This is a genomic window from Streptomyces sp. NPDC104307, from assembly GCF_055584045.1.
Window position 1 is genome coordinate 145,269 of sequence record NZ_JBVJMU010000019.1, and the last position, 26,951, is coordinate 172,219.

Annotated in this window: 20 protein-coding genes; 11 read left to right on the forward strand and 9 right to left on the reverse strand. The window is 72.5% G+C overall.

From position 1 onward, the window contains the following. The first annotated feature begins 28 nt into the window (after positions 1–28). Complete coding sequence (locus ACZ601_RS33625; RefSeq protein ID WP_469545013.1) at positions 29–1,729, forward strand: proline--tRNA ligase; 1,701 nt, start codon at positions 29–31, stop codon at positions 1,727–1,729. 629 nt (positions 1,730–2,358) lie between these two features. On the opposite strand, the gene ACZ601_RS33630 is transcribed toward ACZ601_RS33625, so the two are convergent. From ACZ601_RS33630 to ACZ601_RS33640, 3 genes are read right to left on the reverse strand one after another with little or no spacing between them, the layout of a single operon-like run. Further along, positions 2,359–3,291, reverse strand: coding sequence for an aminoglycoside phosphotransferase family protein (locus tag ACZ601_RS33630; protein WP_469545014.1), 933 nt, complete (start codon positions 3,289–3,291; stop codon positions 2,359–2,361). A 29-nt stretch (positions 3,292–3,320) separates the two neighbouring features. Then, positions 3,321–3,854 carry a ferritin-like domain-containing protein gene (locus ACZ601_RS33635; RefSeq protein ID WP_440578917.1) on the reverse strand — a complete coding sequence of 178 codons (534 nt, stop codon included), beginning with the start codon at positions 3,852–3,854 and terminating at the stop codon, positions 3,321–3,323. Then, positions 3,851–4,387 carry a hypothetical protein gene (locus ACZ601_RS33640; protein WP_469545016.1) on the reverse strand — a complete coding sequence of 179 codons (537 nt, stop codon included), beginning with the start codon at positions 4,385–4,387 and terminating at the stop codon, positions 3,851–3,853. The genes ACZ601_RS33635 and ACZ601_RS33640 overlap by 4 nt, the downstream gene beginning before the upstream one ends. A gap of 177 nt (positions 4,388–4,564) precedes the next feature. On the opposite strand from ACZ601_RS33640, the gene rimP reads away from it, so the two are divergent. From rimP to ACZ601_RS33690, 10 genes are all read left to right on the forward strand, one after another. Continuing rightward, the gene (gene rimP / locus ACZ601_RS33645; RefSeq protein ID WP_469545018.1) at positions 4,565–5,062 is read left to right on the forward strand and encodes a ribosome maturation factor RimP; all 498 of its coding nucleotides are present in this window, start codon (positions 4,565–4,567) and stop codon (positions 5,060–5,062) included. Between the two features lie 2 nt (positions 5,063–5,064). Continuing rightward, entirely contained in the window at positions 5,065–6,105 is a 1,041-nt protein-coding gene (gene nusA, locus ACZ601_RS33650; protein ID WP_073739165.1) for a transcription termination factor NusA, read from the forward strand. A 159-nt stretch (positions 6,106–6,264) separates the two neighbouring features. Further along, the gene (locus ACZ601_RS33655; RefSeq protein WP_469545021.1) at positions 6,265–6,543 is read left to right on the forward strand and encodes a YlxR family protein; all 279 of its coding nucleotides are present in this window, start codon (positions 6,265–6,267) and stop codon (positions 6,541–6,543) included. A 154-nt stretch (positions 6,544–6,697) separates the two neighbouring features. Next, positions 6,698–9,820: a translation initiation factor IF-2 gene (gene infB / locus ACZ601_RS33660; RefSeq protein ID WP_469545023.1), complete on the forward strand. Its 3,123-nt coding sequence runs from the start codon at positions 6,698–6,700 to the stop codon at positions 9,818–9,820. A gap of 137 nt (positions 9,821–9,957) precedes the next feature. Continuing rightward, positions 9,958–10,254, forward strand: a complete 297-nt coding sequence (locus ACZ601_RS33665) for a DUF503 domain-containing protein (RefSeq protein WP_073739168.1) — start codon at positions 9,958–9,960, stop codon at positions 10,252–10,254. Between the two features lie 22 nt (positions 10,255–10,276). Beyond that, on the forward strand, positions 10,277–10,729 hold the full coding sequence (gene rbfA / locus ACZ601_RS33670; RefSeq protein ID WP_440575964.1) for a 30S ribosome-binding factor RbfA: 453 nt from the start codon (positions 10,277–10,279) through the stop codon (positions 10,727–10,729). Beyond that, the gene (gene truB / locus ACZ601_RS33675; RefSeq protein ID WP_469545026.1) at positions 10,726–11,628 is read left to right on the forward strand and encodes a tRNA pseudouridine(55) synthase TruB; all 903 of its coding nucleotides are present in this window, start codon (positions 10,726–10,728) and stop codon (positions 11,626–11,628) included. The genes rbfA and truB overlap by 4 nt, the downstream gene beginning before the upstream one ends. A 182-nt stretch (positions 11,629–11,810) precedes the next feature. Further along, positions 11,811–15,725 carry a trypsin-like peptidase domain-containing protein gene (locus ACZ601_RS33680; RefSeq protein WP_469545028.1) on the forward strand — a complete coding sequence of 1,305 codons (3,915 nt, stop codon included), beginning with the start codon at positions 11,811–11,813 and terminating at the stop codon, positions 15,723–15,725. A gap of 43 nt (positions 15,726–15,768) precedes the next feature. Beyond that, complete coding sequence (locus tag ACZ601_RS33685) at positions 15,769–16,722, forward strand: bifunctional riboflavin kinase/FAD synthetase (protein ID WP_469545029.1); 954 nt, start codon at positions 15,769–15,771, stop codon at positions 16,720–16,722. 79 nt (positions 16,723–16,801) lie between these two features. Further along, entirely contained in the window at positions 16,802–17,899 is a 1,098-nt protein-coding gene (locus ACZ601_RS33690; RefSeq protein WP_469545030.1) for an XdhC family protein, read from the forward strand. A gap of 53 nt (positions 17,900–17,952) precedes the next feature. Here the strand turns inward: ACZ601_RS33690 and ACZ601_RS33695 are convergent, their stop codons facing one another. The 6 genes from ACZ601_RS33695 to ACZ601_RS33720 form a co-directional block, all read right to left on the reverse strand. Further along, positions 17,953–18,948: an ABC transporter ATP-binding protein gene (locus ACZ601_RS33695; RefSeq protein WP_469545031.1), complete on the reverse strand. Its 996-nt coding sequence runs from the start codon at positions 18,946–18,948 to the stop codon at positions 17,953–17,955. Continuing rightward, positions 18,945–19,973 carry an ABC transporter ATP-binding protein gene (locus ACZ601_RS33700; protein WP_469545033.1) on the reverse strand — a complete coding sequence of 343 codons (1,029 nt, stop codon included), beginning with the start codon at positions 19,971–19,973 and terminating at the stop codon, positions 18,945–18,947. Before ACZ601_RS33700 ends, ACZ601_RS33695 begins: the two co-directional genes overlap by 4 nt. Then, the gene (locus ACZ601_RS33705; protein WP_469545035.1) at positions 19,970–20,938 is read right to left on the reverse strand and encodes an ABC transporter permease; all 969 of its coding nucleotides are present in this window, start codon (positions 20,936–20,938) and stop codon (positions 19,970–19,972) included. Before ACZ601_RS33705 ends, ACZ601_RS33700 begins: the two co-directional genes overlap by 4 nt. Then, positions 20,935–22,017, reverse strand: a complete 1,083-nt coding sequence (locus ACZ601_RS33710) for an ABC transporter permease (RefSeq protein WP_469545036.1) — start codon at positions 22,015–22,017, stop codon at positions 20,935–20,937. Before ACZ601_RS33710 ends, ACZ601_RS33705 begins: the two co-directional genes overlap by 4 nt. 120 nt (positions 22,018–22,137) lie before the next feature. Beyond that, positions 22,138–24,015, reverse strand: coding sequence for an ABC transporter substrate-binding protein (locus ACZ601_RS33715; RefSeq protein ID WP_469545039.1), 1,878 nt, complete (start codon positions 24,013–24,015; stop codon positions 22,138–22,140). Positions 24,016–24,212: 197 nt separating this feature from the next. Beyond that, positions 24,213–26,927 (reverse strand): SCO5717 family growth-regulating ATPase, encoded by a 2,715-nt coding sequence (locus tag ACZ601_RS33720; RefSeq protein WP_469545040.1) that lies wholly within the window; start codon positions 26,925–26,927, stop codon positions 24,213–24,215. Between the last annotated feature and the right edge of the window lie 24 nt (positions 26,928–26,951).

Here is a 26,951-nt window from a genome sequence, read left to right on the forward strand (position 1 = left end):
CCATCACCCTTCCGAGCAGGAGTTCACCATGGCCCAGGTCCAGCGCATGTCCCGATTGATGATCAAGACACTGCGCGACGACCCGGCGGACGCCGAGACGCTCAACCACAAGCTGCTCGTCCGGGCCGGATACGTACGTCGCACCGCCGCAGGCATCTGGTCATGGCTGCCGCTCGGCAAGAAGGTCCTCGAAAACGTCAGCCGCGTCGTCCGCGAGGAGATGGACGCCATCGGCGGACAGGAGGTGCTGCTCCCCGCGCTGCTCCCCAAGGAGGCGTACGAGGCGAGCGGCCGCTACGACGAGTACGGCGACCTGCTCTTCCGCCTCCAGGACCGCAAGGGCGCCGACTACCTCCTCGGCCCCACCCACGAGGAGATCTTCACCCAGGTCGTCAAGGACATGTGCTCGTCCTACAAGGACCTGCCGGTGATCCTCTACCAGATCCAGACCAAGTACCGCGACGAGGCCCGCCCCCGCGCCGGTGTGCTGCGCGGCCGCGAGTTCCAGATGAAGGACTCGTACTCCTTCGACACCACGGACGAGGGTCTGGCGGAGGCGTACCAGCTGCACCGCGGCGCCTACATCCGGATCTTCGAGCGGCTCGGCCTCGACCACCGCATCGTCTCCGCCGTCTCCGGCGCCATGGGCGGCTCCGCCTCCGAGGAGTTCCTCGCCCCCGCCCCGGCCGGTGAGGACACCTTCGTCGACTGCCCGAACTGCGACTACGCGGCCAACACCGAGGCCGTGACCTTCAACGCCACCCCGGGCGACGCCTCCGCCGTCGGCGGAGTCGAGGAGCTGGACACCCCCGACACCCCGACCATCGAGACCCTCGCCGCCCACCTCGGCGTCCCTGCCTCCGCCACCCTGAAGAACCTCCTGGTGAAGGTCGACGGCGAGATCGTCGCCGTGGGCGTGCCCGGTGACCGTGAGGTCGACCTCGGCAAGCTCGGCGAGCACCTGGCCCCCGCCGTCGTCGAGCTCGTCACCGCGGAGGACTTCGTCGGCCGCCCCGACCTGGTACGCGGCTACGTCGGACCGCAGGGCCTGGAGAAGGTCCGCTACATCGCTGACCCCCGCATCGCCGCCGGCACCGCCTGGATCACCGGCGCCAACAAGGACGGCAAGCACGCGAAGAACGTCGTCGCGGGCCGCGACTTCGAGGTCGACGACTACCTCGACGTCGTCGTCGTCGAGGCGGGCGACCCCTGCCCCAAGTGCGGCACCGGCCTCCAGGTGGACCGTGCCATCGAGATCGGCCACATCTTCCAGCTGGGCCGCAAGTACGCCGACATCTTCTCCCTCGACGTCCTCGGCCAGCAGGGCAAGCCCGTCCGCGTCACGATGGGCTCGTACGGCATCGGCGTCTCCCGCGCGGTGGCCGCCCTCGCCGAGCAGACCGCTGACGACAAGGGCCTGTGCTGGCCCCGTGAGATCGCCCCGGCCGATGTGCACGTGGTCGCCGCCGGCAAGGCGCTCCAGACCGAGCTGGCCCTCGACGTCTCCGAGAAGCTGGGCGCGGCCGGTCTGCGCGTACTGGTCGACGACCGCGCGGGCGTCTCGCCCGGCGTCAAGTTCACCGACTCCGAGCTGATCGGCGTCCCGAAGATCCTGGTCGCCGGCCGCCGCTCGGCCGAAGGCGTCCTGGAGCTGAAGGACCGCCGCACCGGCGAGCGCGAGGAACTCACCGTCGAGGAGGCGATCGCCCGCCTCTCCGACCTCGCCTGAGGGACCCCGTCGGGGCCGGGTCGCCGTGTTTCGGCTGGCCCGGTCGGCGGTGGGGGTGGCCCCGGCGGGACGGGGGTGCGGGCGTCGAGCCACACGGGGCTGCCGCTCGTCCGGGGCGCGGGCTTCTGTCCTCAATCGCCGGACGGGCTTGGTGTGGGCGCCGAGCCCCGCGGGGTGCGCCTGCGCTTGTGGGTGGGGGTCCGGGGTCCCTCCGGGGCGTCTCCTCGAACGACGAACGTTTCCAGCCCGACGCAGCGGACCCGGGTATCTGTTCGTCGTCCTGCGGGGACTCCCCTGCACGCCCCCGGACCCGGCCGCCATGCGTCTGCGCCCCGGTTCTTCCACCGGTGGCGTCACCGGGCCGCAGACGCACTGTGGCGTCGGGTGGGGCCGTGCAGGGGCGTCCCCGCAGGAAAATGGCGTACTACCCGGCCCCCGCAACGGTTCCGGTTGCCACGCCAGTTTCTGAGGAGACGCCCCGGAGGGGCACCGCCCCCCACCCACCGGCAAAAGGCGCACCCCCACGGGAAACCCGCACCAAACCAAGCCCGTCCGGCACTTGAGGACGGAACCCCGCGCCCCGGAGCGGGGCGACCAACACCAGCTGACCCGGCCCCGCAGGGCCCCCGCTACAGCCAGCCCGCGAACTCCAGCGTCACTTCGCCCTCCTGGCGGCGGCCGGCGGCCAGCGCCCGGGTGCCGGACTCCACCGCGCGGAACAGCGTCCAGCCGTGCAGCCGCTCGCGGTCCACGTCCAGGGACTCCGCGAGCCGCTTGATCCTGCGCCGGGCGGTCATCGCGCCGCCGGGCGAGGCGATCAGATCCTCCACCCGGTCCCGCACCAGCCGTGCCAGATCGTAGGCCCGCTCACCGACCAGCGGCTCCGGCCCGACCGTCAGCCAGGGCGCGCGCTCACCGGAGAGCACCTTGCTCTGCCGGAAGTTGCCGTGGAGCAGCAGGGTTTCGGGGGAGCCGTCGACCAGTTCCCGGCGTGCCGCCAGGGCTGCGGAGACCAGCGGCTCAAGGTCCGGCTCCGCCTCCGCGGCCGCCAGCATCGGAGCGGTCCGCCGCGCGGTCCGCTCCGCGACCGTCTCGAAGGCGTGCCCGGCGGGCGGCTCGACCCACAGCCGCCGTACCGTGCCCGCCGCCTCCAGCAGGGCCTTCGCCTCCGGCAGCGAACGCAGCGACACCTCGGGGTGCAGCCGCTCCAGCAACAGGGCGCCGGCGCCGGGGTCCCCGGGGAGCAGCTCCTCACCCGGTGCGATCAGCTGGACCGCGCCCCAGCCGTTCCAGTGCGCCAGCGCCGCCCTTTCGAGCTCGGGCGCGGCCCCCGACGGAGAGATCTTCAGCGCCGCCGGAGCGCCGTCGGCGCCCCGCACCAGCAGGACCAGGCTGCTGCGCCCGCCCGGGGCGGCGACCCGGTCCACGGACAGCTCCCGCCCTGACCGGTCCAGCGCCTGGCCGGTCAGGGCGGGAAGCTCCGCGAGCCATTCCCCGGCGGCCGTATCCCCGTACGACTCGCCGAGCGCTCGCACCAGACGCTGCGGCGGTTCAAAACCCATACGTGCTGTGTTCCCTTTCAGAGCCTGCTTCAGCGCGTCGTGCCGGTCCGGCCCTTCGCGTCCGACCCGGTCTTCGCGTCGGCACCCGTCGCCTCGTCCTTCTCACCGGCGCCGTCCTTGCGGGAACCGTCGGCGGCCCGCTCGACGAGCCCGGGAAAGGGTACGCCGCTGCCCCGCCAGCGCACCGCGCGCACCGCGGCCTCCCGCAGCGCGTCCGCGGCATCCCGCCGCAGCGGCCCCTCGGCAGCCCGTACGAGGTCGGAGTAGACGTCCGCCACCCGGTCCTCCAGCACGGCGGCGAGCCGCACCGCCTCGGCCGGGCCCGGCACCGCGAACGGCAGAGCGTACGCGGGGTCCGCCGCCACCGGTTCACCGCCCAGGCCGCGCACCGTGCGCACCAGCGCGTCGCGGCGGGCCCGGTGGGCGTGGTGCGCGGCGGTGGCCTCGGCGCGGCGGCCCGCGGCGACCCGGCCGCCCGCCACCCCGTAGCCGTACACCGCGGCGTGTTCCGCGGCCAGCGCCGCCTGTGCGGCCTTGAGGGTCGCCTCGTCCTCGTCGCTCACGCCTTCGTCTCCTTGGCCAGTCCGGTCAGCAGGTAGGAGTGCGCAGAGGCGGCCCCCGCGACGGAGGCGAGCAGCCGGGCCAGCTCGGGGGGCGCGTCCATGAGGGCCTCCGTGTACGAGGCCGCGGCCCGGCGCTCGGCGGCCGCCAGTGCCTTGACGGCCTCCGGGGGGCTGCCGGCGGGCCGGGTCCGGACGAATTCGAGCGAGGCCTTGCCGGCCGGCGCGAGGGCCGTGACGTGGGCACGTACGGCGTCGCGCAGCGGGGTGAGCCCGGCCGAGGTCGCCGGATGGGCGGCGAGCACATTCTCGTACTGCCCCAGCAGGGACGTGGATACGCCGACGGCCTTCTTCCGCAGCGACGTCTCCGCCTTGACCGCGGTGGCGGAGGCGGTCCGGGCGTCGGCGTGCGCGGAACCCTTCCGGCCGCCGCCCCCGTCCTCCGCACCGTCTCCGCAGCCGGCCAGCACCGCCCCCATGGCGATCGCTCCCGTCGCGGTGAGCGCGCCCCTGCGCGTCGTCCCCGTGCGCCGCACCTGTTCTCCTTCGGGCTGGACCTGTCTTGACCGGATGTGTCCGGAAGTGATCACCGCAGGCGAGCGTACCCGCGCTCGCGGGGCCGGCGGACGGCAACACCCCTTGGGACCGGATACCCTTTGACCCAGACACGCGACGATCCACACAACAGCACACGCGGCCGAGGAGTCACCCGGATGAGCACCACCCAGAGCGAGAGGCTGCGCGGGCTGGTAGAACCGCTCGTCAGCGCCGAGCAGCTGGATCTGGAAGAGATCGAAGTGTCCCGGGCCGGCCGCCGCCGGGTGCTGCGGATCATCGTGGACTCCGAAGAGGGCGTGGAGCTCGACGCCTGCGCGGATCTGAGCCGCGCGATCTCCGAGAAGCTCGACGAGACCGACGCGATGGGCGAGGAAGAGTACGTCCTGGAGGTCAGCTCTCCCGGTGCCGACCGCCCGCTGACGGAGCACCGCCACTACGTACGCAACACCGGCCGCCTGGCCAGGCTGACCCTGAACGAGGGCGGCGAGCTGGTGGCCCGCGTTCTCGCGGTCGACGAAGAGGGCCTCGATCTTGAGGTACCGGGCGTCAAGGGCCGCAAGCCCACGTCCCGCCGGATCTCCTTCGACGAGATCGCCAAGGCGCGCGTGGAGCTGGAATTCAACCGCAAGGACAAGAAGGAAGAGGAGGCGTAGCCGTGGACATCGATGTGAAGCTTCTGAAGGGCTTGGCGCAGGACAAGGAGATCCCGTTCGACGTGCTCGTCGAGGCGATCGAGTCGGCCCTCCTCATCGCGTACCACCGCACGGACGGCAGCCACCGCAGGGCGCGCGTGGAGCTGGACGAGCGCGGCCATGTGACGGTGTGGGCCAAGGAGGACCCGGCCGATCTGGAGGAGGGCCAGGAGCCCAAGGAGTTCGACGACACCCCGTCGGGCTTCGGCCGGATCGCCGCGACCACCGCCAAGCAGGTCATCCTGCAGCGGCTGCGCGACGCGGAGGACGACCGCACGTTCGGTGAGTACGCGGGCCACGAGGGCGATGTCGTCACCGGCGTCGTCCAGCAGGGCAAGGACCCGAAGAACGTCCTGGTCGACATCGGCAAGCTGGAGGCCATCCTGCCGGTGCAGGAGCAGGTGCCCGGCGAGGAGTACACCCACGGGCTGCGGCTGCGCACCTATGTCGTACGGGTGGCCAAGGGCGTGCGCGGTCCGTCGGTGACGCTGTCCCGGACCCACCCCAACCTGGTGAAGAAGCTCTTCGCGCTTGAGGTCCCGGAGATCGCGGACGGTTCCGTCGAGATCTGCGCGATCGCCCGCGAGGCCGGCCACCGCACCAAGATCGCGGTCCGCTCCACCCGTTCCGGCCTCAACGCCAAGGGCGCCTGCATCGGCCCGATGGGCGGCCGGGTGCGCAATGTCATGGCCGAGCTGCTCGGCGAGAAGATCGACATCGTGGACTGGTCGGACGACCCGGCCGAGATGGTCGCCAACGCGCTGTCGCCCGCCCGGGTCAGCGAGGTCGAGGTCGTGGACCTCGGCGCACGTTCCGCCCGGGTCACGGTGCCCGACTACCAGCTCTCGCTGGCGATCGGCAAAGAGGGCCAGAATGCCCGTCTCGCCGCCCGCCTCACCGGCTGGCGCATCGACATCCGTCCGGACACCGAGACCGACGCCGAGCGCGATGTGGCCGACCGGGAGCGGGCCGAGCGGGCCCGGGAGCGCGCCGAGCGCAACTGATCCAGCGACGGGCCGGGGCGCGGTACGGAGTGCGCCGAGGCCCGTCCGGAGCAGGCCGCCAAGGAATAGATCTCGTCGACATTCCGCTGAGATCACGACAACATCCGTTCGATCGTTGCCCCAAACAGGTGAGGTCGGTACGGGGAGGTAGACTTAAACGTGTCTGGCCGGACGCACGCCCGCGCTTGCCCTGAGCGAACCTGTGTGGGTTGCCGGGAGCGAGCGGCCAAGAGCGAGCTGCTGCGCATCGTGGCGGACGGAGGCGCCTGCGTCCCCGACCCTCGCGGTACGCTGCCCGGCCGGGGTGCATATGTACACCCCGTATCTGTCTGTCTCGACCTGGCGGTCCGCCGCCGGGCATTCCCCCGGGCCTTCAAGGCCAAGGGGCCGTTCGACGCCGCAGCGGTACAGCGGTTCGTCGAACGGGCGACACCGTAGGAACAGGAAATTGAACGGCACGGGTCCCCGTACGGTCAGGTACCTCGCGAGTTGGAAGTAGGTCGAGATTGCGATGAGCACTCGATGAGTACGCGATGAGTACGCCCATGAAGTAGCGACGGTCCGGCGGTAACCCGGACCTAAAAGGAGCGAAGTGGCTAAGGTCCGGGTATACGAACTCGCCAAGGAGTTCGGAGTTGAGAGCAAGGTCGTCATGGCCAAGCTCCAGGAACTCGGTGAGTTCGTACGTTCGGCGTCCTCGACGATCGAGGCGCCGGTTGTACGCAAGTTGACTGACGCACTGCAGGGTCCCGGTGGCAACGCCGGCAAGTCCGCTGCAAAGCCTGGCGCGCCCCGCAAGGCCGCCCCCTCGAAGCCCGCAGCGCCCTCCCCGGCCGCTGCGGCACGTCCCGCTGCCCCGAAGCCCGGCGTACCGGCTGCCAAGCCGGCCGCCGCCGAGGCCCCGAGCAGCACCCCCGCTGCGGCCTCCACGCCGTCGGCGGGCCCGCGTCCGGGCCCCAAGCCCGCACCCGCGAAGCCCGCCCCGGTCACCCCGGTGCCCGCGGCCGAGTTCTCGGCCCCGGCCCCGGCACAGCCGGCCGCACCGCAGCAGCAGTCCCCGCGTCCCGCGGGTGCCACCCCGGGTCCCCGCCCTGCCCGTCCGGCTCCGGCCGCCGGTCAGCGTGACGGTGGCCGCGAGGGTGGTCAGCGTGACGGCGGCCGCGACGGTGGCCGTGGTGGCGACCGTCCGGCGCGTCCCGCAGGCCAGGGCGCCCCGCGCCCCGGCGCACGTCCGGCGGGTCCCCGTCCGGGCAACAACCCGTTCACCTCCGGTGGCTCGACGGGCATGGCCCGTCCGCAGTCGCCCCGTCCCGGCGGCGCCCCGCGTCCCGGTGGCGGCTCGGAGCGCCCCGGCGCCCCGCGTCCGCAGGGCGGCCCCGGCGGCGCCCCGCGCCCGCAGGGCCAGGGTCAGGGCGGCGCGCGTCCGTCTCCGGGCGGCATGCCGCGCCCGCAGGCTCCTCGTCCCGGCGGCGCCCCCGGCGCCGGCGGTAACCGTCCCAACCCGGGCATGATGCCGCAGCGTCCCGCTGCCGGCCCGCGTCCCGGCGGTGGCCCCGGCGGTGGCCGTGGTCCCGGTGGCGGCGGCGGTCGTCCCGGCGGCGGTGGCGGCGCGGGCCGTCCCGGTGGCGGCGGCTTCGCAGGCCGTCCGGCCGGTCCCGGTGGCGGTGGCGGCGGTTTCGCCGGTCGTCCCGGTGGCGGTGGCGGCGCAGGCCGTCCCGGTGGTGGCGGCGGCTTCGGCGGTCGTCCCGGCTTCGGTGGCCGCCCCGGTGGTCCCGGTGCCCGTGGTGGCACACAGGGTGCCTTCGGCCGTCCCGGTGGTCCCGCGCGTCGTGGCCGCAAGTCGAAGCGGCAGAGGCGCCAGGAGTACGAGTCGATGCAGGCCCCGTCGGTGGGCGGCGTCATGCTGCCCCGCGGCAACGGGCAGGCTGTCCGGCTGTCCCGCGGTGCTTCGCTCACGGACTTCGCGGAGAAGATCAACGCGAACCCGGCTTCGCTCGTCGGCGTGATGATGAACCTCGGCGAGATGGTCACTGCCACGCAGTCCGTCCCGGACGAGACGCTGAAGCTCCTCGCGGACGAGATGAACTTCGTCCTGGAGATCGTCAGCCCCGAGGAGGAGGACCGCGAGCTGCTGGAGTCCTTCGACATCGAGTTCGGCGAGGACGAGGGCGGCGAAGAGGCCCTGGTCTCCCGTCCGCCGGTCGTGACCGTCATGGGTCACGTCGACCACGGTAAGACCCGGCTGCTGGACGCGATCCGCAAGACGAACGTCGTCGCGGGCGAGGCCGGCGGAATCACGCAGCACATCGGTGCCTACCAGGTCGGCGCCGAGGTCAACGGCGAGGACCGCCGCATCACCTTCATCGACACCCCGGGTCACGAGGCGTTCACCGCCATGCGTGCACGTGGTGCGAAGTCCACCGACATCGCGATCCTCGTGGTGGCGGCGAACGACGGTGTGATGCCCCAGACGATCGAGGCGCTGAACCACGCCAAGGCGGCCGACGTGCCGATCGTGGTCGCGGTCAACAAGATCGACGTCGAGGGCGCGGACCCGACCAAGGTGCGCGGTCAGCTCACCGAATTCGGTCTGGTGGCGGAGGAGTACGGCGGCGACACGATGTTCGTCGACATCTCCGCCAAGCAGGGCCTCAACATCGAGGCTCTTCTGGAGGCCGTCGTCCTCACCGCCGACGCCTCGCTCGACCTGCGGGCCAACCCGGAGCAGGACGCTCAGGGTATTGCGATCGAGTCCCACCTCGACCGTGGCCGCGGTGCCGTCTCGACCGTCCTGGTGCAGCGCGGCACGCTGCGCATCGGCGACACCGTGGTGGTCGGCGACGCGTACGGCCGTGTCCGGGCGATGCTCGACGACAACGGTCAGAACGTCCAGGAAGCGGGTCCCTCGACCCCCGTCCTGGTCCTGGGTCTCACCAACGTCCCGGGTGCCGGCGACAACCTCCTGGTGGTCGACGAGGACCGTACGGCCCGTCAGATCGCCGAGAAGCGTGCCGCTCGTGAGCGCAACGCCAACTTCGCCCGCAAGGGTGTCCGGTTCTCCCTGGAGAACCTGGACGAGGCGCTCAAGGCCGGTCTGGTCCAGGAACTCAACCTCATCATCAAGGGCGACGCGTCCGGTTCGGTGGAGGCTCTTGAGTCCTCGCTGCTCCAGCTCGACGTCGGTGAAGAGGTCGACATCCGGATCCTGCACCGAGGTGTGGGTGCGGTCACCGAGTCGGACATCAACCTGGCGACCGGCTCCGACGCCATCGTGATCGGCTTCAACGTGCGCGCCGCAGGGCGTGCCGAGCAGATGGCCGACCGCGAAGGTGTGGACGTCCGGTACTACTCGGTCATCTACCAGGCGATCGAAGAGATCGAAGCGGCCCTCAAGGGCATGCTCAAGCCGGAGTACGAAGAGGTCGAGCTCGGTACGGCGGAGATCCGCGAGATCTTCCGCTCGTCCAAGCTGGGCAACATCGCCGGTGTGCTGGTCCGGTCCGGCGAGGTCAAGCGCAACACCAAGGCGCGCCTGCTTCGCGACGGCAAGGTCATCGCGGAGAGCCTCAACATCTCCGGGCTGCGCCGCTTCAAGGACGACGTCACCGAGATCCGCGAAGGTTTCGAGGGCGGTATCAACCTCGGAAACTTCAACGACATCAAGATCGACGACGTCATCGCGACGTACGAGATGCGCGAGAAGCCGCGAGGCTGACCCGTACCTCAACAGTCGGGGCCGGTCGACGGGTCGTATTTCCGTCGATCGGCCCCGGCCGTTCCGTGTACGGTTCTTGTGTCCCTGCCAATCACCGGCGGGGCACGAACCCGAACCGGCGGGACATCCGGACATACATGTATGTGGGGACACTGTCCTTCGATCTGCTTCTCGGCGACGTACGGTCGCTGAAGGAGAAGCGCTCCGTAGTCCGTCCGATCGTTGCCGAGCTCCAGCGCAAGTACGCGGTGAGTGTGGCGGAGACGGGCGGCCAGGACCTCCATCGCAGGGCCGAGATCGGCCTCGCCGTGGTCTCCGGGGACACCGGGCACCTCACGGACGTGCTGGACCGGTGCGAGCGGCTGATCGCCGGCCGGCCGGAAGTGGAGCTGCTGTCCGTACGGCGGCGGCTGCACAGCGACGAAGACGATTGAGCAAGGCGAAGGAGACGGACCAGTGGCCGACAACGCGCGGGCTAAGAAGCTGGCGGACCTCATCCAGGAGGTGGTCGCCGAGAAACTGCAGCGCGGAATCAAGGACCCGCGCCTGGGTACGCACGTGACCATCACGGACACCCGCGTCACCGGCGACCTGCGGGAGGCCACGGTCTTCTACACGGTCTACGGCGACGACGAAGACCGGGCGAGCGCGGCAGCCGGCCTGGAGAGCGCCAAGGGCATCCTGCGTTCGGCGGTCGGTGCGGCGGCGGGGACGAAGTTCACCCCCACGCTCGCCTTCATGGCGGACGCGCTCCCGGAGAACGCCAAGGCGATCGAGGACCTCCTCGACCGGGCACGGGCCTCGGACGCCAAGGTGCGCGAGGCGTCCTCGGGCGCCACGTACGCGGGCGGGGCCGACCCGTACCGCAAGCCGGAGGACGAGACCGACGAGGACACCGCCTCCGAATGACAGCGCAGAACCAGAGGACGCCGGACGGCCTTGTCATCGTGGACAAGCCGTCCGGCTTCACTTCGCATGACGTCGTCGCCAAGATGCGGGGCATCGCCAGGACCCGCCGGGTCGGCCACGCCGGCACGCTGGACCCGATGGCGACCGGTGTGCTCGTGCTCGGCGTCGAGAGGGCGACCAAGCTGCTCGGCCATCTCGCGCTGACCGAGAAGGAGTACCTCGGTACGATCCGGCTCGGCCAGGACACCGTCACGGACGACGCGGAGGGCGAGATCACCTCGTCCACCGACGCCTCCGGAGTGACCCGCGAGGGCATCGACGCCGGGGTCGCCGCACTGACCGGCGCCATCATGCAGGTGCCGTCCAAGGTCAGCGCCATCAAGATCGACGGCAAGCGGTCCTACGCGCGGGTGCGCGGCGGCGAGGAGTTCGAGATCCCGGCCCGGCCGGTGACCATCTCGTCGTTCAACGTCTACGACGTCCGCGAGGCCGTCGCAGGGGACGGCACGCCCGTGGTCGACCTGGTCGTCTCGGTGGTCTGCTCCTCCGGTACGTACATCCGCGCCATCGCCCGTGACCTCGGCGCCGGACTCGGCGTGGGCGGTCATCTCACCGCGCTGCGGCGTACCCGCGTCGGGCCGTACGGTCTCGACGGGGCGAGGACGCTGGACCAGCACCAGGAGGAGCTGGTCGTGATGCCGGTGGCCGAGGCCGCCGCCTCCGCGTTCCCGCGCTGGGACGTCGACGAGAAGCGGGCCAGGCTGCTGCTGAACGGGGCGCGGCTGGACATGCCCGCCTACCCGCCGGGGCCGGTCGCGGTCTTCGGGCCCGACGGGCGGTTCCTGGTCCTCGTCGAGGAGCAGAAGGGCAAGGCCAAGAGCCTCGCCGTCTTCAGCTGACGAACGGACCGGTCCACCCGCACCAGGCCGTAACCGCTGTTCCAGGCCCCCGTCGCCTCCTGTCTTCCGAATGCCCCTGATTCACCCCAATGGGCAGGCGCTCGGAGTGAATCAGGGGTGCGAACGGGGGCGCTTTTACTCCGATGGCCTCTTGTCGATCACGGCGGACCTACCGTCGGATCATGGGATGCGGGGACCTGGCGACGCTGGTACGACTGTGCGATCCGGCCGGCAGGACGAGGGGGACCGGGTTCGTCGCGGACGACCGGGGCACGGTCGTGACCAGCCACGAGGCGGTCGATGCGGTCGGCGGGGGCGGCCACCTCGTCCTGCACGGCGTGGACGGACGCAGTTGCCGCGTCGAGGCGGCGAACATCACCGCGCTGCCCGAGCTGGATCTCGCGCTCCTGCCCACCGGCGGACCGGAGGCGCTGGGCGCGCGGCCGCTGCCGATCGTGGAGCGGGAGCGGATCGAGGCCGGCAGCTATGTGAAGATCGCCGCGCACGGCTGGCGCGAGGCCCGCGTCCTGGGACCGGTCCCGGTGACGTACACGGCGGGCGGACCCGCCCACCGGATCGGCCGGGCCCTCGAACTGGCCCTCGGCACGGACGGCAGCGACGCGCTCCGGCTCGGTGGCGCCGCCGTGGGCGGGCCGGTCCTCGACCCGGAGACCGGCGCGGTCATCGCGGTGCTCGGCACCGCGCTGCGAGCCGGACACGCCGCCGCCGGATGTGCGGTGCCACTGGCCGGGGCGGGCGAAGGAGGGCCGCTGGGCGAGCTGCTGCGGCGCAACGCGATGAGCGTCCCCGGCTACGGCCGCGATCTGAACCTGGCCGGAGCGCTCCAGCTGACCGCCATGTCCGTCGCCTCCGCGGACGCGCCGGGCGACCGGCCCGATCCGGTGGAACGCTCCGAGGCCACCGCGGAGTTCAGCGCGTTCGCCGCCGCGGGACCGGCGATGCCCGGCGAGCGGGGCGCGGTCGTCCTCGGCCTCGTCGGGGAGCCGGGCACCGGCCGCACCACCGAACTGGCCGCGCTGGCCGCCCGGCGGGCCCGCGGCCAGGTGCCGGCCCTCACCCTGTGGCTGCGCGGCGCGGATCTGCTGGCCGACGACACCTCCGTGGCCGACGCGATCGTCCGCACGCTCGGGCAGGCCGGACGCATCGTCACCGCCGCCGGGGCCCCCGGAGACATGGCGACCGCCACCCCGGAGCGGGTGGCCCGGCTGGCGGCGGACGCGGGCAGCCCGCTGCTCGTCCTGCTGGACGGCCCCGAGGAGATGCCGCCCGTCCTGGCGCACCGGCTGGCCCGGTGGACCACGGGCACGGTCGACTGGCTGCGGGAGAACGGGGCGCGGCTCGTCGTCGCCTGCCGCGCCGAGCACTGGGAGACCGCCGGCGCACTCTGCCCGCCGGACGCGCTGCACCGCCCCGCCAGGCCCGCCGGGCGGCTGCCGTCCGCCCTGCGCATCGACGACCTCACCGTGGGCCAGGCCGAGCTGGCCCGACAGCGGTACGGGCTCCCGCCCGACGCGCTCGCCGCCGGCCACGACCGGCACCCGCTCACCCTGCGGCTGCTGGCGGAGGTACGCGAGGCACTGCCGCCGGACACCCCGGGGCGGCCCGGCACGGAGGAGGTCTTCGGCGCACACCTGGACCTGATGTGCCTGCGCATCGCGGTCCGGATCGCCGCCCAGTGGCGGCCGGCCCCGAGCGGCACCGCGGTACGGCGGCTGGCGGCGCAGGTGGCCGGACAGGTCCACGAGGCGGCCCGGCGCTGCCTCGGGCCGGGGCAGGGAGAGCTGGACCGGGCCGCGTTCGAGCACGTCTTCCCGTGGCGCACCGGCTGGGCCTCCGCCGTGCTCACCGAGGGCCTGCTGGTCCCGGCAGGAGCGGGCTACCGCTTCGCGCACGAGGAGCTGGGGGACTGGGTCCAGGGCGCGCACCTGGACCTGGACGCGGCGCTGCGGTCGCTGGTGCACCGCTGGCACGCTCCCGGCGCCTCCTCGGGCGAGAGCGACGGACGGGTTCCGCGACCCCGCCGCCCGGACGCGGCCGACAGCCCCGGCACCGGCTCCGCGGCTGCTGCGGCTCCCGTGGCCCCTGCGGGCCCGGCCGACCGGATGCGGAGGTCAGCTCCGGCCGCCTCTGCCGCCCGGACGCGGCCGCCGGCCCCGGCCGCCCCGGCAGCCGCAGCCGCCCACGCCGGGGGAGCCGAGGACGCGGAGCCACGCACCCTCCCGGTGCCGCGCCACCGGATCGGCCCGGTGATCCAGGCGCTGCTGCTGCTCGGCCGCCGCCAGGGCCCCGCCGCGCTGGCCCACCGGCTGGCCGGCCTGATCGAGGCGCTGGACCGGCTGCCGACCGGACGGGACGGGGCAGCGGCGAGGACCGGCGCACCGGGCCCCTCGCGGAACGCCCCGGCCGCTGCTGATGCGCGCGAGGACGGGCCCGCACCCGAGGACGACGATCCCGCCGGACCGCCCGCCGCCGGAGGCTGCCCGCCTCCCGACGCCCGCTGGTGGGCCGCGCACCTGCTCGCGGAGACGCTGCAGCGGGTGCCCGACGCCCGACCGCACCTCGGCGTGCTCCGGCTGCTCACCGGGCGCATCGTCCGCAGCTCGGCCGAGGCGGACGGGGCCGGTGCGCAGGGGGTGTACGCGGAGTTCGGGCCGTGGTTCTGGCGGCGGCTGCGGCTGCCGGAGGCGGACCGGATGGACCTGTTCCGGCGGCTCGTCCCCGCGGACGGGCCGCCGCGCGGCGAGGGCGACACCGGCGGCGAGCGCTTCCTGGACGCGGTGGCACGGCGGCTCGCCGCCCATCCGCGTACGCTCCAGCCGCTCCTGTGCGCCTGGTTCACCGACGAACAGCCCCTGGGCCATGTCCGCGCGGGAAACGGCCTCGCGGCCGGCCGGGGAGCGGCGGAGCGCCCCACCGTCGCGGCAGCTGCCCAGGCCCTCCTCCACGCCCGCCGGGACCTCGCCGTGGACGAACTGGCCGACGCGCTCGTCTCGACCGATCACCCCCGCGCCGACGAACTGCTCGCGGCGCTGGCCGAGGACGAACCCTCCGCGCTGTGCCGGGCCGTCGAGCGCTGGTCCCGCGACGACGACCGCCGCGCCCGGCGGATCGCGGCCGCCTGCTACGGAGCGGTCCTCGCACCGAACCTCACCCGCGACGACGACCGGGACCTGCTGCGCCGCTCCGCCCTCGCCCTGCTGGCCCGCCCCGGTGACACCGATCTGCACGGACCGGCGCTGACCCGGCTGGTGGCCGATCCGCAGACCAGGGACCGCTATCTGCCGCAGGCGCTCCGTACCTTCGTCGCGGGCGGACCCCGGCTCTCCCCGGCCGCGCTCGCCGTCGCCCTGCCCAGCCACCCCGAGCAGGTGCTGACCGCGTACCGCGAGCGCCTCCTGCGGTCCGGGGACGGCGCGGGCGAGGTGCTGCGCGCCCTCGCCGGGATCGACGCCCCCGCGCTCGCCCTGCACGCCGCCGGGCTCGTACGGGCGTATGTCGACAGCCACCCGGAGGACACGGTGCACACCGCCGCGTACCTCGACCGCAGGCTGGAGCACGGTCCCGCGGCCCGCGCCCTGCTGCTCCCCCTGCTGACCGGGCTGCTCCGGGACCGGCCGGCGGCCGCGCCCGTGCGCGGATCGCTCGCCGCCGTGCTGGCCACGCCCGGCAGCCCGGCCTCGCAGCCGCTGCGGGACGAGCTGCTGGAAGTGCTGCTGGACTTCGAGCAGGGCGGTGCGCACCGGGACCCGGTCGTGCTCGACGCGCTGCTGCGGGCCGCCGCGGCGGGCAGTGCCGGGCGCGGCCGGGCCCGCACCAGGGCCCTGGTCCACCGCACCGGGATGCTGCTCGTGCGGACCCCGCAGGGTGCCGCGCGGTTCGACCGGCGGCTGGTCGAACTGGCCCGTGACGTGCCCGGATTCGCCGGCCTGGTCATCGGGTGGCTGGCGGACGCCCCGCAGGAGTGGGCGGCGGTCATCGGTCCCGGCGCACGGCGGACCGTGGAGTCCCTCGGGACCCCGATGCCCATGCCGATGCAGGCCGCAGAGCGTGAGCATGGCAGTCTTAGACCTGCGTAAGAGACAAACCCACGTACACAGGTTCGGGCGAGGAGCGGTCAGAGTGCAGCGCTGGCGTGGCTTGGAGGACATCCCCCAGGACTGGGGACGCAGCGTCGTCACCATCGGCTCCTACGACGGGGTGCACCGCGGACACCAGCTCATCATCGGCCGTGCCGTCGAGCGGGCCCGCGAGCTGGGCGTTCCGTCGGTCGTCGTGACGTTCGACCCGCACCCCAGCGAGGTCGTCCGGCCCGGCAGCCACCCGCCGCTGCTCGCCCCGCACCACCGGCGCGCCGAACTGATGGCGGAGCTCGGCGTGGACGCGCTGCTGATCCTCCCGTTCACCACCGAGTTCTCGAAGCTCGCCCCGGCCGACTTCATCGTGAAGGTGCTTGTCGACAAGCTCCACGCGCAGCTGGTCATCGAGGGCCCCAACTTCCGCTTCGGCCACAGGGCCGCGGGGAACGTGCAGCTGCTCACCGAGTTCGGCGGTACGTACGACTACCGGGTCGAGGTCATCGACCTGCGGGTGCGCGGCGAGGCGGGCGGCGGCGAGCCGTTCTCGTCCACCCTCACCCGCCGCCTGGTCGCCGAGGGGGACATGGCCGGCGCCCGCGAGATCCTGGGCCGCCCGCACCGCGTCGAGGGCATCGTCGTCCGAGGCGCGCAGCGCGGCCGCGAGCTCGGCTTCCCCACCGCGAACGTGGAGACCCTGCCGCACACCGCGATCCCCGCCGACGGGGTGTACGCGGGCTGGCTGAACGTGAACGGCGAGGCGATGCCCGCCGCGATCTCCGTCGGCACGAACCCGCAGTTCGACGCCACGGAGCGGACCGTGGAGGCGTACGCGATCGACCGCGTCGGCCTCGATCTGTACGGGCTGCACGTCGCCGTGGACTTCCTCGCCTACGTGCGGGGGATGCTGAAGTTCGAGTCGGTCGACGAGCTGCTCGTGGCGATGGCCGCCGATGTGAAGCGGTGCACCGAGCTGATCTCCGCCTACGACCGGGGCTGAGAACCGGCACGGTCGCCGCGCCGGGCTTCCCGCGCCGGGGCTTCGTCTAGGGTGGACCGGGCCGAAGGAGGTGGGTGCCGTGCGTGAACTGCTTCCCGAGCTGCGTGCCTGGCACGAGGCCGGCACACCGTTCGCCCTGGCCACGGTCGTCTCCGTCCGGGGCAGCGCCCCGAGGTCGCCGGGCGCCGTGATGGCCGTGACCGCCGACGGAGCGGTGGCGGGAAGCGTCTCCGGGGGCTGTGTCGAGGGCGCGGTGTACGAGCTGGCCGGCGAGGTGCTCGCCTCCGGCATCCCGCAGCTCCAGTCGTACGGGATCAGTGACGACGAGGCTTTCGGCGTCGGGCTGACCTGCGGCGGCACGATCGACATCCTGGTCGCGCCGTTCGCCTCCGCCGCCGACCGCGCATGGCTGCGGGGCGTCACGGACTCCATCGCGGCCGGCGAACCCGTCGCCGTGGCCACCGCCCTGCCCGGCTCTGCCGCGGCCGGGGCCCGCCTGGTGGTCCGGCCCGGCGGCGCACAGGGATCGCTCGGCAACGAGGGGCTCGACGCGGCCGTCACCGACGACGCCCGGGGCCTGCTCGCCCAGGGTGCCACCGGCCTCCAGTGGTACGGGGAGCGCGGGGAGCGCCGGATGCAGGACGTGTCCGTCTTCGTCCAGACGTACGCGCCGCCGCCCCGGATGCTCGTGTTCGGGGCCATCGACCACGCGGCCGCGACCGCGCGCATCGGCTCGTTCCTCGGGTACCGGGTCACCGTGTGCGACGCCCGTCCGGCGTTCGCGACCCGTGAGCGCTTCCCCACCGCCGACGAGGTCGTCTGCGCCTGGCCGCACACCTACCTCTCGGAGACGGAGATCGACGGGCGCACGGTCGTCTGCGTCCTGACGCACGATCCGAAGTTCGATGTCCCGCTGCTGGTCGCGGCGTTGCGGACGCCCGCCGCGTACATCGGCGTGATGGGGAGCCGGCGCACCCATCTGGACCGGATCGCCCGGCTGCGCGAGGAGGGCGTGGCCGAATCCGAGCTGGTCCGGCTCGCCTCACCCGTGGGCCTCGACCTCGGCGCCCGTACCCCGGAGGAGACGGCGGTCTCGATCGCCGCGGAGATCATCCAGCACCGCTGGGGCGGCACGGGGCGGCCGCTCGGCGAACTGACGGGCACGATCCACCACTGAACGGCGGCGGGCGGGCCCGCTGTCCCGGACCCGCCCGCCACCGCGCGTAACGCCTACGGCGCGGCCGCCACCGCCGCGTTCGCCCAGTGGCACGCCACCTGCGTCTCGCCGCCCCCCGCCAGTACCGGGAGATCCTTCGTACGGCACGCGTCCGCGACCCCCGCACGCTCCGCCTCGCCCGAGGCCAGCACCTGGCAGCGCGCGTGGAAGCGGCAGCCGGACGGGATCTTCGACGGGTCCGGCGGCTCTCCTGTCAGCACTACCGGCTCGCCCGGCGCCTCCGGCAGCACCGACAGCAGCGCCTGGGTGTACGGATGCCGGGGCGCCGTCAGGATCTGCTCGACGTCACCGGTCTCCACGATCCGGCCGAGGTACATCACCGCCACCCGGTCCGCGATGTTCCATGCCAGCCCGAGATCGTGCGTGACCACCAGCGCGGACAGCCCCAGTTCGTCCCGCAGCCGCAGCAGCAGCGCCAGGATCTCGCCGCGTACCGAGGCGTCCAGCGAGGCCACCGGCTCGTCGGCCACGATGAGTTCCGGTTCCAGGACCAGGGCGCCCGCGATCACGACGCGCTGGCGCTGGCCGCCGGAGAGCTCGTGCGGGTAGCGCAGGAAGAACCGCTCCGGAGGCCGCAGCCCCGCCCGGGAGAGGGCGTTGGTGACCGCCTCCCGCTCGTCACCGCCGTACCGGTGGATCCGCAGGCCCTCGGCCACCGCGTCGTACACCGTGTGGCGCGGGTTCAGCGAGCCGCTCGGGTCCTGGAGCACCAGCTGGACCCGCTTGCGGTACGCCTTGAGGGCCCGGTTCCCGTAGCCGAGCGGTTTGCCGCCGAAGGTGATCTGCCCGGAGGCCGGCGGGACCAGACCCAGCAGCGAACGGGCCAGTGTCGTCTTGCCGCACCCGGACTCCCCGACCAGGGCGACGATCTCGCCCGGCCTGATGTCCAGGTCGACGCCGTCGACCGCCCGCGCCGGCTCCGCGCCGTGCCGGCCGGGGAAGGTGACCTGCAGCGCCTGGGCGCTCAGCAGGTCCGTGGTGGTGCTCATGTGGTGCTCCTTGCTTCCTCTGCGCCCGGCAGGACCGGCGCCGCGGCCCCCTGCGGACCCACCAGCACACAGGCGGCCCGCCGCCCCGGCCCGGCGTCCCGCAGCTCCTGGTCCTGTGTGGCGCAGGAGTCCAGGGCCACCGGGCAGCGGGGGTGGAACGTGCAGCCGGCCGGCAGCGCCGACGGGTCGGGCGGATCGCCCGGCAGCCCCCGGGGAGCGAACCGGGAGGCCGGGTCCCCGATGCGCGGGAAGGCGCCCGACAGCGCCTTGCTGTACGGATGGGTCGCGTTCTCGTAGACCTCGGAGGCGGGGCCCTGCTCGACGACCCGTCCCGCGTACATCACCGCGAGCCGGTCGCAGGTGTCGGAGAGCACTGCCAGGTCATGGCTGATCATGATCAGTCCGAGGTCCTGCTCGGAGACCAGCTGCTCGATCAGGCGCAGGATCTGGGCCTGGATCATCACATCGAGGGCGGTCGTCGGCTCGTCCGCGATGATCAGGCCCGGGTCGCAGGCGAGCGCCATCGCGATCATCACGCGCTGCCGCTGCCCACCGGACAGCTCGTGCGGATAGGCGTCCACCCGGGCGGCGGGCAGGCCCACCTGCTCCAGCAGCTCGCCGGCCCGCTTCCGGGCGGCGGCCTGGGACGCCTTGCTGTGCAGCACGATCGGCTCGGCGATCTGGTCCCCGATGCGGTGCACCGCGTTGAGCGAGTGCATCGCGCCCTGGAAGACGATCGAGGCACCGGCCCAGCGCACGGCCCGGACCTGGCCCCACTTCATGGTCAGGACGTTCTCGCCGTTCAGCAGGATCTCGCCGGTGACCTTGGTGCCGGCCGGCAGCAGCCGCAGCAGCGCGAGCGCCAGCGTCGACTTACCGCAGCCCGACTCCCCGGCGATGCCGAGCTTCTGGCCCGCGTCCACCTCCAGATCCACCCCGCGGACCGCCTGGGCCCCTCCGGCGTACGTCACCGTCAGATCGCGGACTTGGAGAAGAGGCGTCTTGACGATGCTCGTCGTGCTCAACGGGCCACCCCCAGCTTGGGATTGAGGACGGTCTCGATGGCGCGGCCGCACAGCGTGAACGCCAGGGCCACCAGGGCGATGGCGATACCGGGCGGCGCCAGGTACCACCAGTCGCCCGCGCTGACCGCGCCGGCCTCGCGGGCGTCCTGGAGCATGCCGCCCCAGGAGACGATGGTCGGGTCTCCGAGGCCGAGGAAGGCCAGGGTGGCCTCGGTCAGGATCGCGCTGGAGATCACCAGCGTGGTCTGGGCGAGCACCAGCGGCATCACGTTCGGCAGGACGTGCCTGGTCATGATGTGGCCGTGTCCGCCGCCCAGCGCGCGGGCCCGCTCGATGTAGGGGCGGGACTCCACGGCGAGCGTCTGCGCCCGCACCAGACGGGCCGTCGTCGGCCAGGTGGTGACGCCGATCGCGATGATGACCGTCCACAGTGAGCGGTCCATCACGGTGGCGAGCGCGATCGCCAGGACAAGGGTCGGCATCACCAGGAACCAGTCGGTGACCCGCATCAGGACCGTCGAGTACCAGCCGCGGAAGTGGCCCGCGAGGATGCCGACGACCGTGCCGATGGCGACGCACAGGAAGGCGGCGAGCAGCCCCACCGTCAGCGAGACGCGCGCCCCCCACACCAGCAGGGCGAGCACGCTGCGTCCGAACTGGTCGGTGCCGAGCGGGAACTCACCGCTCGGGGACTCCAGCGCACCGCCGGGGGCGGAGGTGACGCTCTGCGAGTCGGTGCCGACCAGGACCGGCGCGAACAGGGCGATCAGTGCGATCAGGATCAGCCCGGCCAGCCCCCACAGCCCGCCCGGGTGCTTGCGGTACTCGCGCCAGAAGCGGGCCACGGAGCGGCGCTTGCGGGCCCGTGCCAGCGCGCGCGGGCTCTTGGCCGCCCCGGTACCCGTACCTTCGGGCGTGGGCTTCTCGGCCTCCGGGGTGGAGGCCGGCATGGATTCGGTCGTCATCGGCCCACCCGGGGATCGAGCAGCGGATACAGCACATCGGCCAGGGTGTTCGCCAGGATCACCGCGGTGGCGAAGACGAAGAACAGCCCTTGGACGAGTGGCAGGTCAGGGACGCTGAGCCCCTGGTAGAAGAGGCCGCCGAGACCCGGCCAGGAGAACACCGTCTCGACCAGGATCTGTCCGGCGACCACATGTCCCAGGTTGACGAACATCAGCGTGAAGGTCGGCAGCATCGCGTTGGGCACGGCGTGCTTGCGTCGTACCGCGTCGTCGCGCAGTCCCTTCGCGCGGGCCGTCGTCAGGTAGTCGCTGCCCATCTCGTCGAGCAGCGAGGAGCGCATCACCAGCAGCGTCTGCGCGTAGCCGACCGCGACCAGGGTGATCACCGGGAGCACCATGTGGTGCGCCACGTCCAGTACGTACGCGAGACCGGTCTCGTTGCCCGACTCCAGACCGCCGGTCGGGAACATCCCCGGGATCGGCCCGATGCCCACGGAGAAGACGATGATCAGGAGCAGCCCGAGCCAGAACGACGGCACCGAGTAGAGCGTGAGCGCCAGCGCGGTGTTGAACCGGTCGCTCGTGGAGCCGTTGCGCCAGGCGGTACGGGTGCCCAGCCAGATGCCCAGCGCGCTGTAGAGGACGTACGCCGTGCCGGTGAGCAGCAGCGTCGCCGGAAGCGCCTCGACGATCTTGTCCATCACCGGGGCGTGGAACTGGTACGAGGTGCCGAAGTCGCCGGTGAGCGCGTCGCCCACGTAGGAGGTGAACTGCTTCCACATCGGCTGGTCGAGGCCGAGCTGATGACGCAGCGACTGGAGCTGCTCCGCCGAGACCCGGCGGCCGCCCGTCATCTGCTTCACCGGGTCGCTGGGGATGAGCCGGAAGAGGAAGAAACTGGTGACCAGTACGGCGAACAGCGAGACGATCGCGCCGAGGATCTTGGCGGCCACATACCTGAGATAGGCCTTGGTATTGCGCGCCCGTGGGCCGCGGGCGGCCGCCGGACCGGCCGGAGCCGGGCCTTCGGTATCCGCATCCGCCTGTTTCACGAGCGCCGGAGTGCTGTCAGCTGTCATGAGGGAACTCTCGTTACTCGTGCTGCGCTTAGAGGGACCGGCCGGCGGGGCCGCAGTGCTTCGGGCCCCGCCGCCGCTCCCTCTCATCCCGTCCGCGGGAAGTACCCGCGGTCCATGGAACTACTCGCGGTCGTCCGCGGTGGTGCGACGCCGCCTCATGAGGAGGAATCCGCCACCCGCGAGGACTACGACGACGACCACGATGCCGATGACGACCCCGGTGGAACTCGATCCGCTGTCGCTGTCCGTGCCGTCGCCGCCGCCCGCCGGTACGGCCGACCACCAGCTCCAGTAACCGTCCTGGCCGTAGATGTTGCCGGCCGCCTCCGGCATGGTCGTGATCGACTTGATCTGGTCGGTGCGGTAGGCCTCGACCGCGTTCGGGTACGCGATGACGTTCATGTACCCGGAGTCGTAGAGCCAGGACTGCATCTGCTTGACGATGTCCGCCCGCTTGGCCGGGTCGTACTCGGCGAGCTGCTTCTTGTACAGCTCGTCGTACGTCTTGTCGCAGATGAAGTCGTCCGTGGTCGCGCTCTCCTTGGCCTTGACCGGCAGGGCGGCGCAGGTGTGGATGCCGAGGACGAAGTCCGGGTCCGGGTTGACGGACCAGCCGTCGAAGGCGAGGTCGTACTCACCGGCGAACCAGGGTACGGAGACGTCGTCGAGGCAGTCGACCTTGAGGCCGATGCCGAGCTTGCCCCACCACTCCTTCAGGTACTTGCCGACCGCCTTGTCATTCGGGTCCGTGGCGTGGCAGAGGATGCGCAGGTCGAGCGGCTTGCCGTCCTTGCCGACGCGCTGGTCACCCTTGAGCTTGTAGCCCGCCTGGTCGAGGAGCTTGGCCGCCTTGGCCGGGTCGTAGCCCAGCTTCTGGTCTGCGGAGGGTTCCCACTTGTACGCCGGGAAGCGCGGCGGGATGTAGCCGGCGCCGTTGACGGCGTGGCCCTGGAAGACCTTGTCGATCAGGGTGTCGCGGTCGATCGACAGGAACAGTGCCTGGCGGACCTTCTGGTCGAGCAGCGCCTTGTTGCCGTTGCCGAACTTCTTGCCGTCCTTGGTCTGCGCGCCGGGGTTGGTGGCCAGCGCGAAGAACCGGCGGCCGGGACCCTCGTTCACCTTGACGTTCTTCTCGCCCTTGAGCGAGTTGGCCTGGGCGGGTGTCAGCGCGGGGGAACCGGCGACGAAGGAGACCTCGCCCTTGCGGAGTGCGGCGACCGCGGCGTCCTGGTCCTTGTAGGTCTTGAAGACGACCTCGTCGAACTTGGGCGAACCGCGCCAGAAGTCCTTATTGGCCTTGAGCTTCACATACTGGTCGACCTTGTAGTCGGTCAGGATGAACGGCCCGTTGCCCACGATCGGGAACTTCGTGTCGTTGTTGAACTTCGAGAAGTCCCCGACCTTGTCCCAGAGGTGCTTGGGGACGATCGGGACATCGAGCGCGGCCATGGTGGCCTGCGGCTCCTTCAGCTCGATGACCAGCTTCGTGGGGCTCGGAGCCGTCACCTTCTTGAAGTTGGTGACGAAGCCGCCGTTGGCCTGGCCTGCGGCGTCATCGGTCATGATCTTGTTGAAGGTCCAGGCCGCGTCCTCCGCGGTGGCCTGCTGGCCGTCGGACCACTTGGAGTTGGACCGAATGGTGTAGGTCCACGTCAGCTTGTCCGCGGACGGCTCCCACTTGGTGGCCAGGCCCGGGATCGCGTGGTTGTCCTTGGCGTCGTAGTTCGTCAGGAAGTCGTACATGAGCCGGGTGAGGCTGGTGCTCATCAGCTTCTGGGCGAGGAACGGACTCAGTGAGTCGACGCTCTGCGCGACCGCGACGGTCAGTGTCGTCTTGCCGCTGTCGGCGGCCTGCGCCTGCTGGGGCGAGGCGGCCCCGAGCGGGACCCCCGGCACGACGGACGCGGCGGCGAGCCCGAGAGCGGCGGCACCGGAGGCCAGGAGGATACGCAGACGTGAACGTGGCTGGGCGGCGTGGGGTGGGACTCTTTCGACCATGGTCAGGGACCTCGCGTCATGACTCGCACGGAGAAGGCGGGTTGATCTGTGGATCGCCAGCTGGTGAAGCGAAGGTTTATCAGCGGTGGTCGAGCCGCGTCAACGGTCATCGAAACGGCGTGTGGGCTGCGGGAATGCGCAGAGGGTCCGCATCGTGGAGACGATGCGGACCCTCATTGGTTTAGACCTCTGACGCCTTACTGCTGAGGCGCTGACGGCGGCTGCTGCTGCCATCCGGCGGGAGGCACCGGGCCCTGCAGTCCGGGGTGAGCGGGCTGTCCCGGCTGACCGGGCCGGCCGGCCTGTCCGCCGTATTGCTGGTGCTGCGGCGGCTGACCGCTCGGGTCTGCGGGCGGCTGGGCCTGCGGGGGCTGCTGCTGCCAGCCCTGCCCGCCACCGGGAGCCCCCTGCTGGGGGTAGGGCTGCTGCCCCCCGTACGGCTGCTGGGGCTGCTGCCCGCCGTAGGGCTGCTGGGGCGGATACGGCTGGCCCGGCTGCTGCTGCGGGTAGGGCTGCTGGCCCGGCGCCTGCTGCTGGCCGGGCATCGGCGGTGCGTACTGCGGCGGTTGGTTGCCGCCGTTGGCCGTCCACAGCCCCTGCTGCTGCTGGGCGCGCGCGAAGTCCTCCGCGACGAGGGCGGAGAGGTTGAAGTACGCCTCCCGCGTCTTCGGACGCATCATGTCGAGGTCGACCTCGGCGCCGGCCGACAGATGCTCGTCGAACGGTACGACGACCACGCCTCGGCAGCGCGTCTCGAAGTGCTGCACGATGTCGTCGACCTTGATCATCTTGCCGGTCTCGCGCACGCCGGAGATCACCGTGAGCGACCGCTGCACGAGATCGGCATAGCCGTGCGCCGACAGCCAGTCCAGCGTGGTGGAGGCACTTGACGCACCGTCGACCGACGGAGTGGAGATGATGATCAGCTGGTCGGCGAGGTCCAGCACACCGCGCATCGCGCTGTAGAGGAGACCGGTGCCGGAGTCGGTGAGGATGATCGGGTACTGCTTGCCCAGCACCTCGATCGCGCGCCGGTAGTCCTCGTCGTTGAACGTCGTCGAGACCGCCGGGTCCACGTCGTTGGCGATGATCTCCAGACCGGAGGACGCCTGCGAGGTGAACCGCCGGATGTCCATGTACGAGTGGAGGTGCGGGATCGCGTGCACCAGGTCGCGGATGGTCGCCCCGGTCTCGCGGCGGACCCGGCGGCCCAGCGTTCCGGCGTCCGGGTTGGCGTCGATGGCGAGGATCTTGTCCTGCCGCTCGGTGGCCAGGGTGGAGCCGAGCGCGGTGGTCGTCGTGGTCTTGCCGACGCCGCCCTTGAGGCTGATCACCGCGATCCGGTAGCAGGAGAGGACCGGGGTGCGGATCAGTTCGAGCTTGCGCTGCCGCTCGATCTCCTCCTTCTTGCCACCGATCTTGAAGCGGGAGGCCGCGGACGGCCCGCGGCTGCTCTTCGTCTTCTGCTTGCCCCGGACCAGCCGGTCGGACGAGAGCTCCACCGCGGCCGTGTACCCCAGCGGCGCGCCCTGTACCGAACGCTCCCGCTGGTCGTGGGTGACGGGGGTGGGCCAGGCGGCTCCGGTGCGCGGGTCGACCGGCGCACCCTGCGGCGGAAGCTGCTGACCCGGCTGACCCTGCTGGGGCTGGGGCGGGGTGATCTGGGCGGGCAGGTTCGGGTTGCCCTGGTTGCCCTGGTTGCCCTGGGGGAAGCCGTAGCCGCCCTGCTGCTGCGGCTGGGCTCCGGGCGGTGGCAGCGGGGCGCCCCCGCCGCCGGGCTGCTGAGCGGGCCACTGCGCTGCCTGCGGCTGAGGGGCCTGCGGTGCGTAAGGGGAGGGCTGCTGCGTGTGCGGCATCGGGAGCGGGGCTCCGGGCTGCTGCTGGTGGAGCTGCTGCGGCTGCTGCGGTGCCGGAGGCTGCTGGGGGAAGCCGTAGCCCGCCTGCGGCGCGGGCGCTCCGGGCTGGGGCTGCTGAGGAAACGCGGGCTGCTGCGGGTTCTGAGGCGCCTGGGCGGCCTGAGCCGCCGGGTTCTGCGGAAACCCGTAGCCGCCCGGTGCCTCGTTCGCCGGGGGCTGTCCCGGCCACTGCGGCGCGGGCTGGGGCGCGCCGGGCTGCGGTGCGGCCGGCTGGAAGGAGGGCGGCAGCGGCGGAAGCCCGCCCTGCGGCGGCGCCGGTGCCCAGGGGGTGGGGGTGTTCTGCGGTGCGTTGGGGGAGGACGGGGCGCCGGCGTTCTGCGGGGCGTCGGTGGACGGCGCGTCGGCCTGCGGCGTGCTGTCGGAGCCCGCGCCGTTCGTCGCGTCGGCCGAGGGCTCGGTTGCCGCGGTGTCGGACGGCGCTGCCGTCTCGGGCTCGCCGCTCTCCCCGGTGGTCCCGTCCTGTCCGGCGGCCGGGTCCGTACCCGAGTCACCCGCGTCCGCGTCCGTACCGGCGTCAGCCGCGTCCGCGTCGGCACCCGGCGAACCGGCCGGCGTCTCGCGCTCCGCGATCTCCCGCCTCAGCGCGGCGGACGAGAACCGCACGGTCGAGCCGCTCTCCACATCGCCGTTCCCGGACGGATCGGCCGCACCGCCGACGTCCGCGGCGCCCGTCGGCCGCACCGGGGGAGCGGGCACCGGGGCGGGCTGGGCCGGGGCGGGCTGGGCCTGGGGGGGCGGGGTCGGCGCCCAGCCGGGTTCGAAACCGCCGCCCGCCGGCAGCCCGGGTGCGGACACCGGTGCGCCGTTGGGCGGCGGGGGCGGAGCCAGGTGTGTTCCTGCGCCACCCGAGGAGTCGCCCGGCGTATTCTGCGTGTACCAGGCGGGCGGGGTGTAGTCGATGGTGAACTCACCCGTCGTCTCGGCGGGCTCCGCGTCGGTCGACTCGTCGACGGGCCTGTCCCAGCTCCCGCGCATCTCGTCCCGATCGCCGTTCACTTTGCCTCCTGGTGTGGTCGAGCA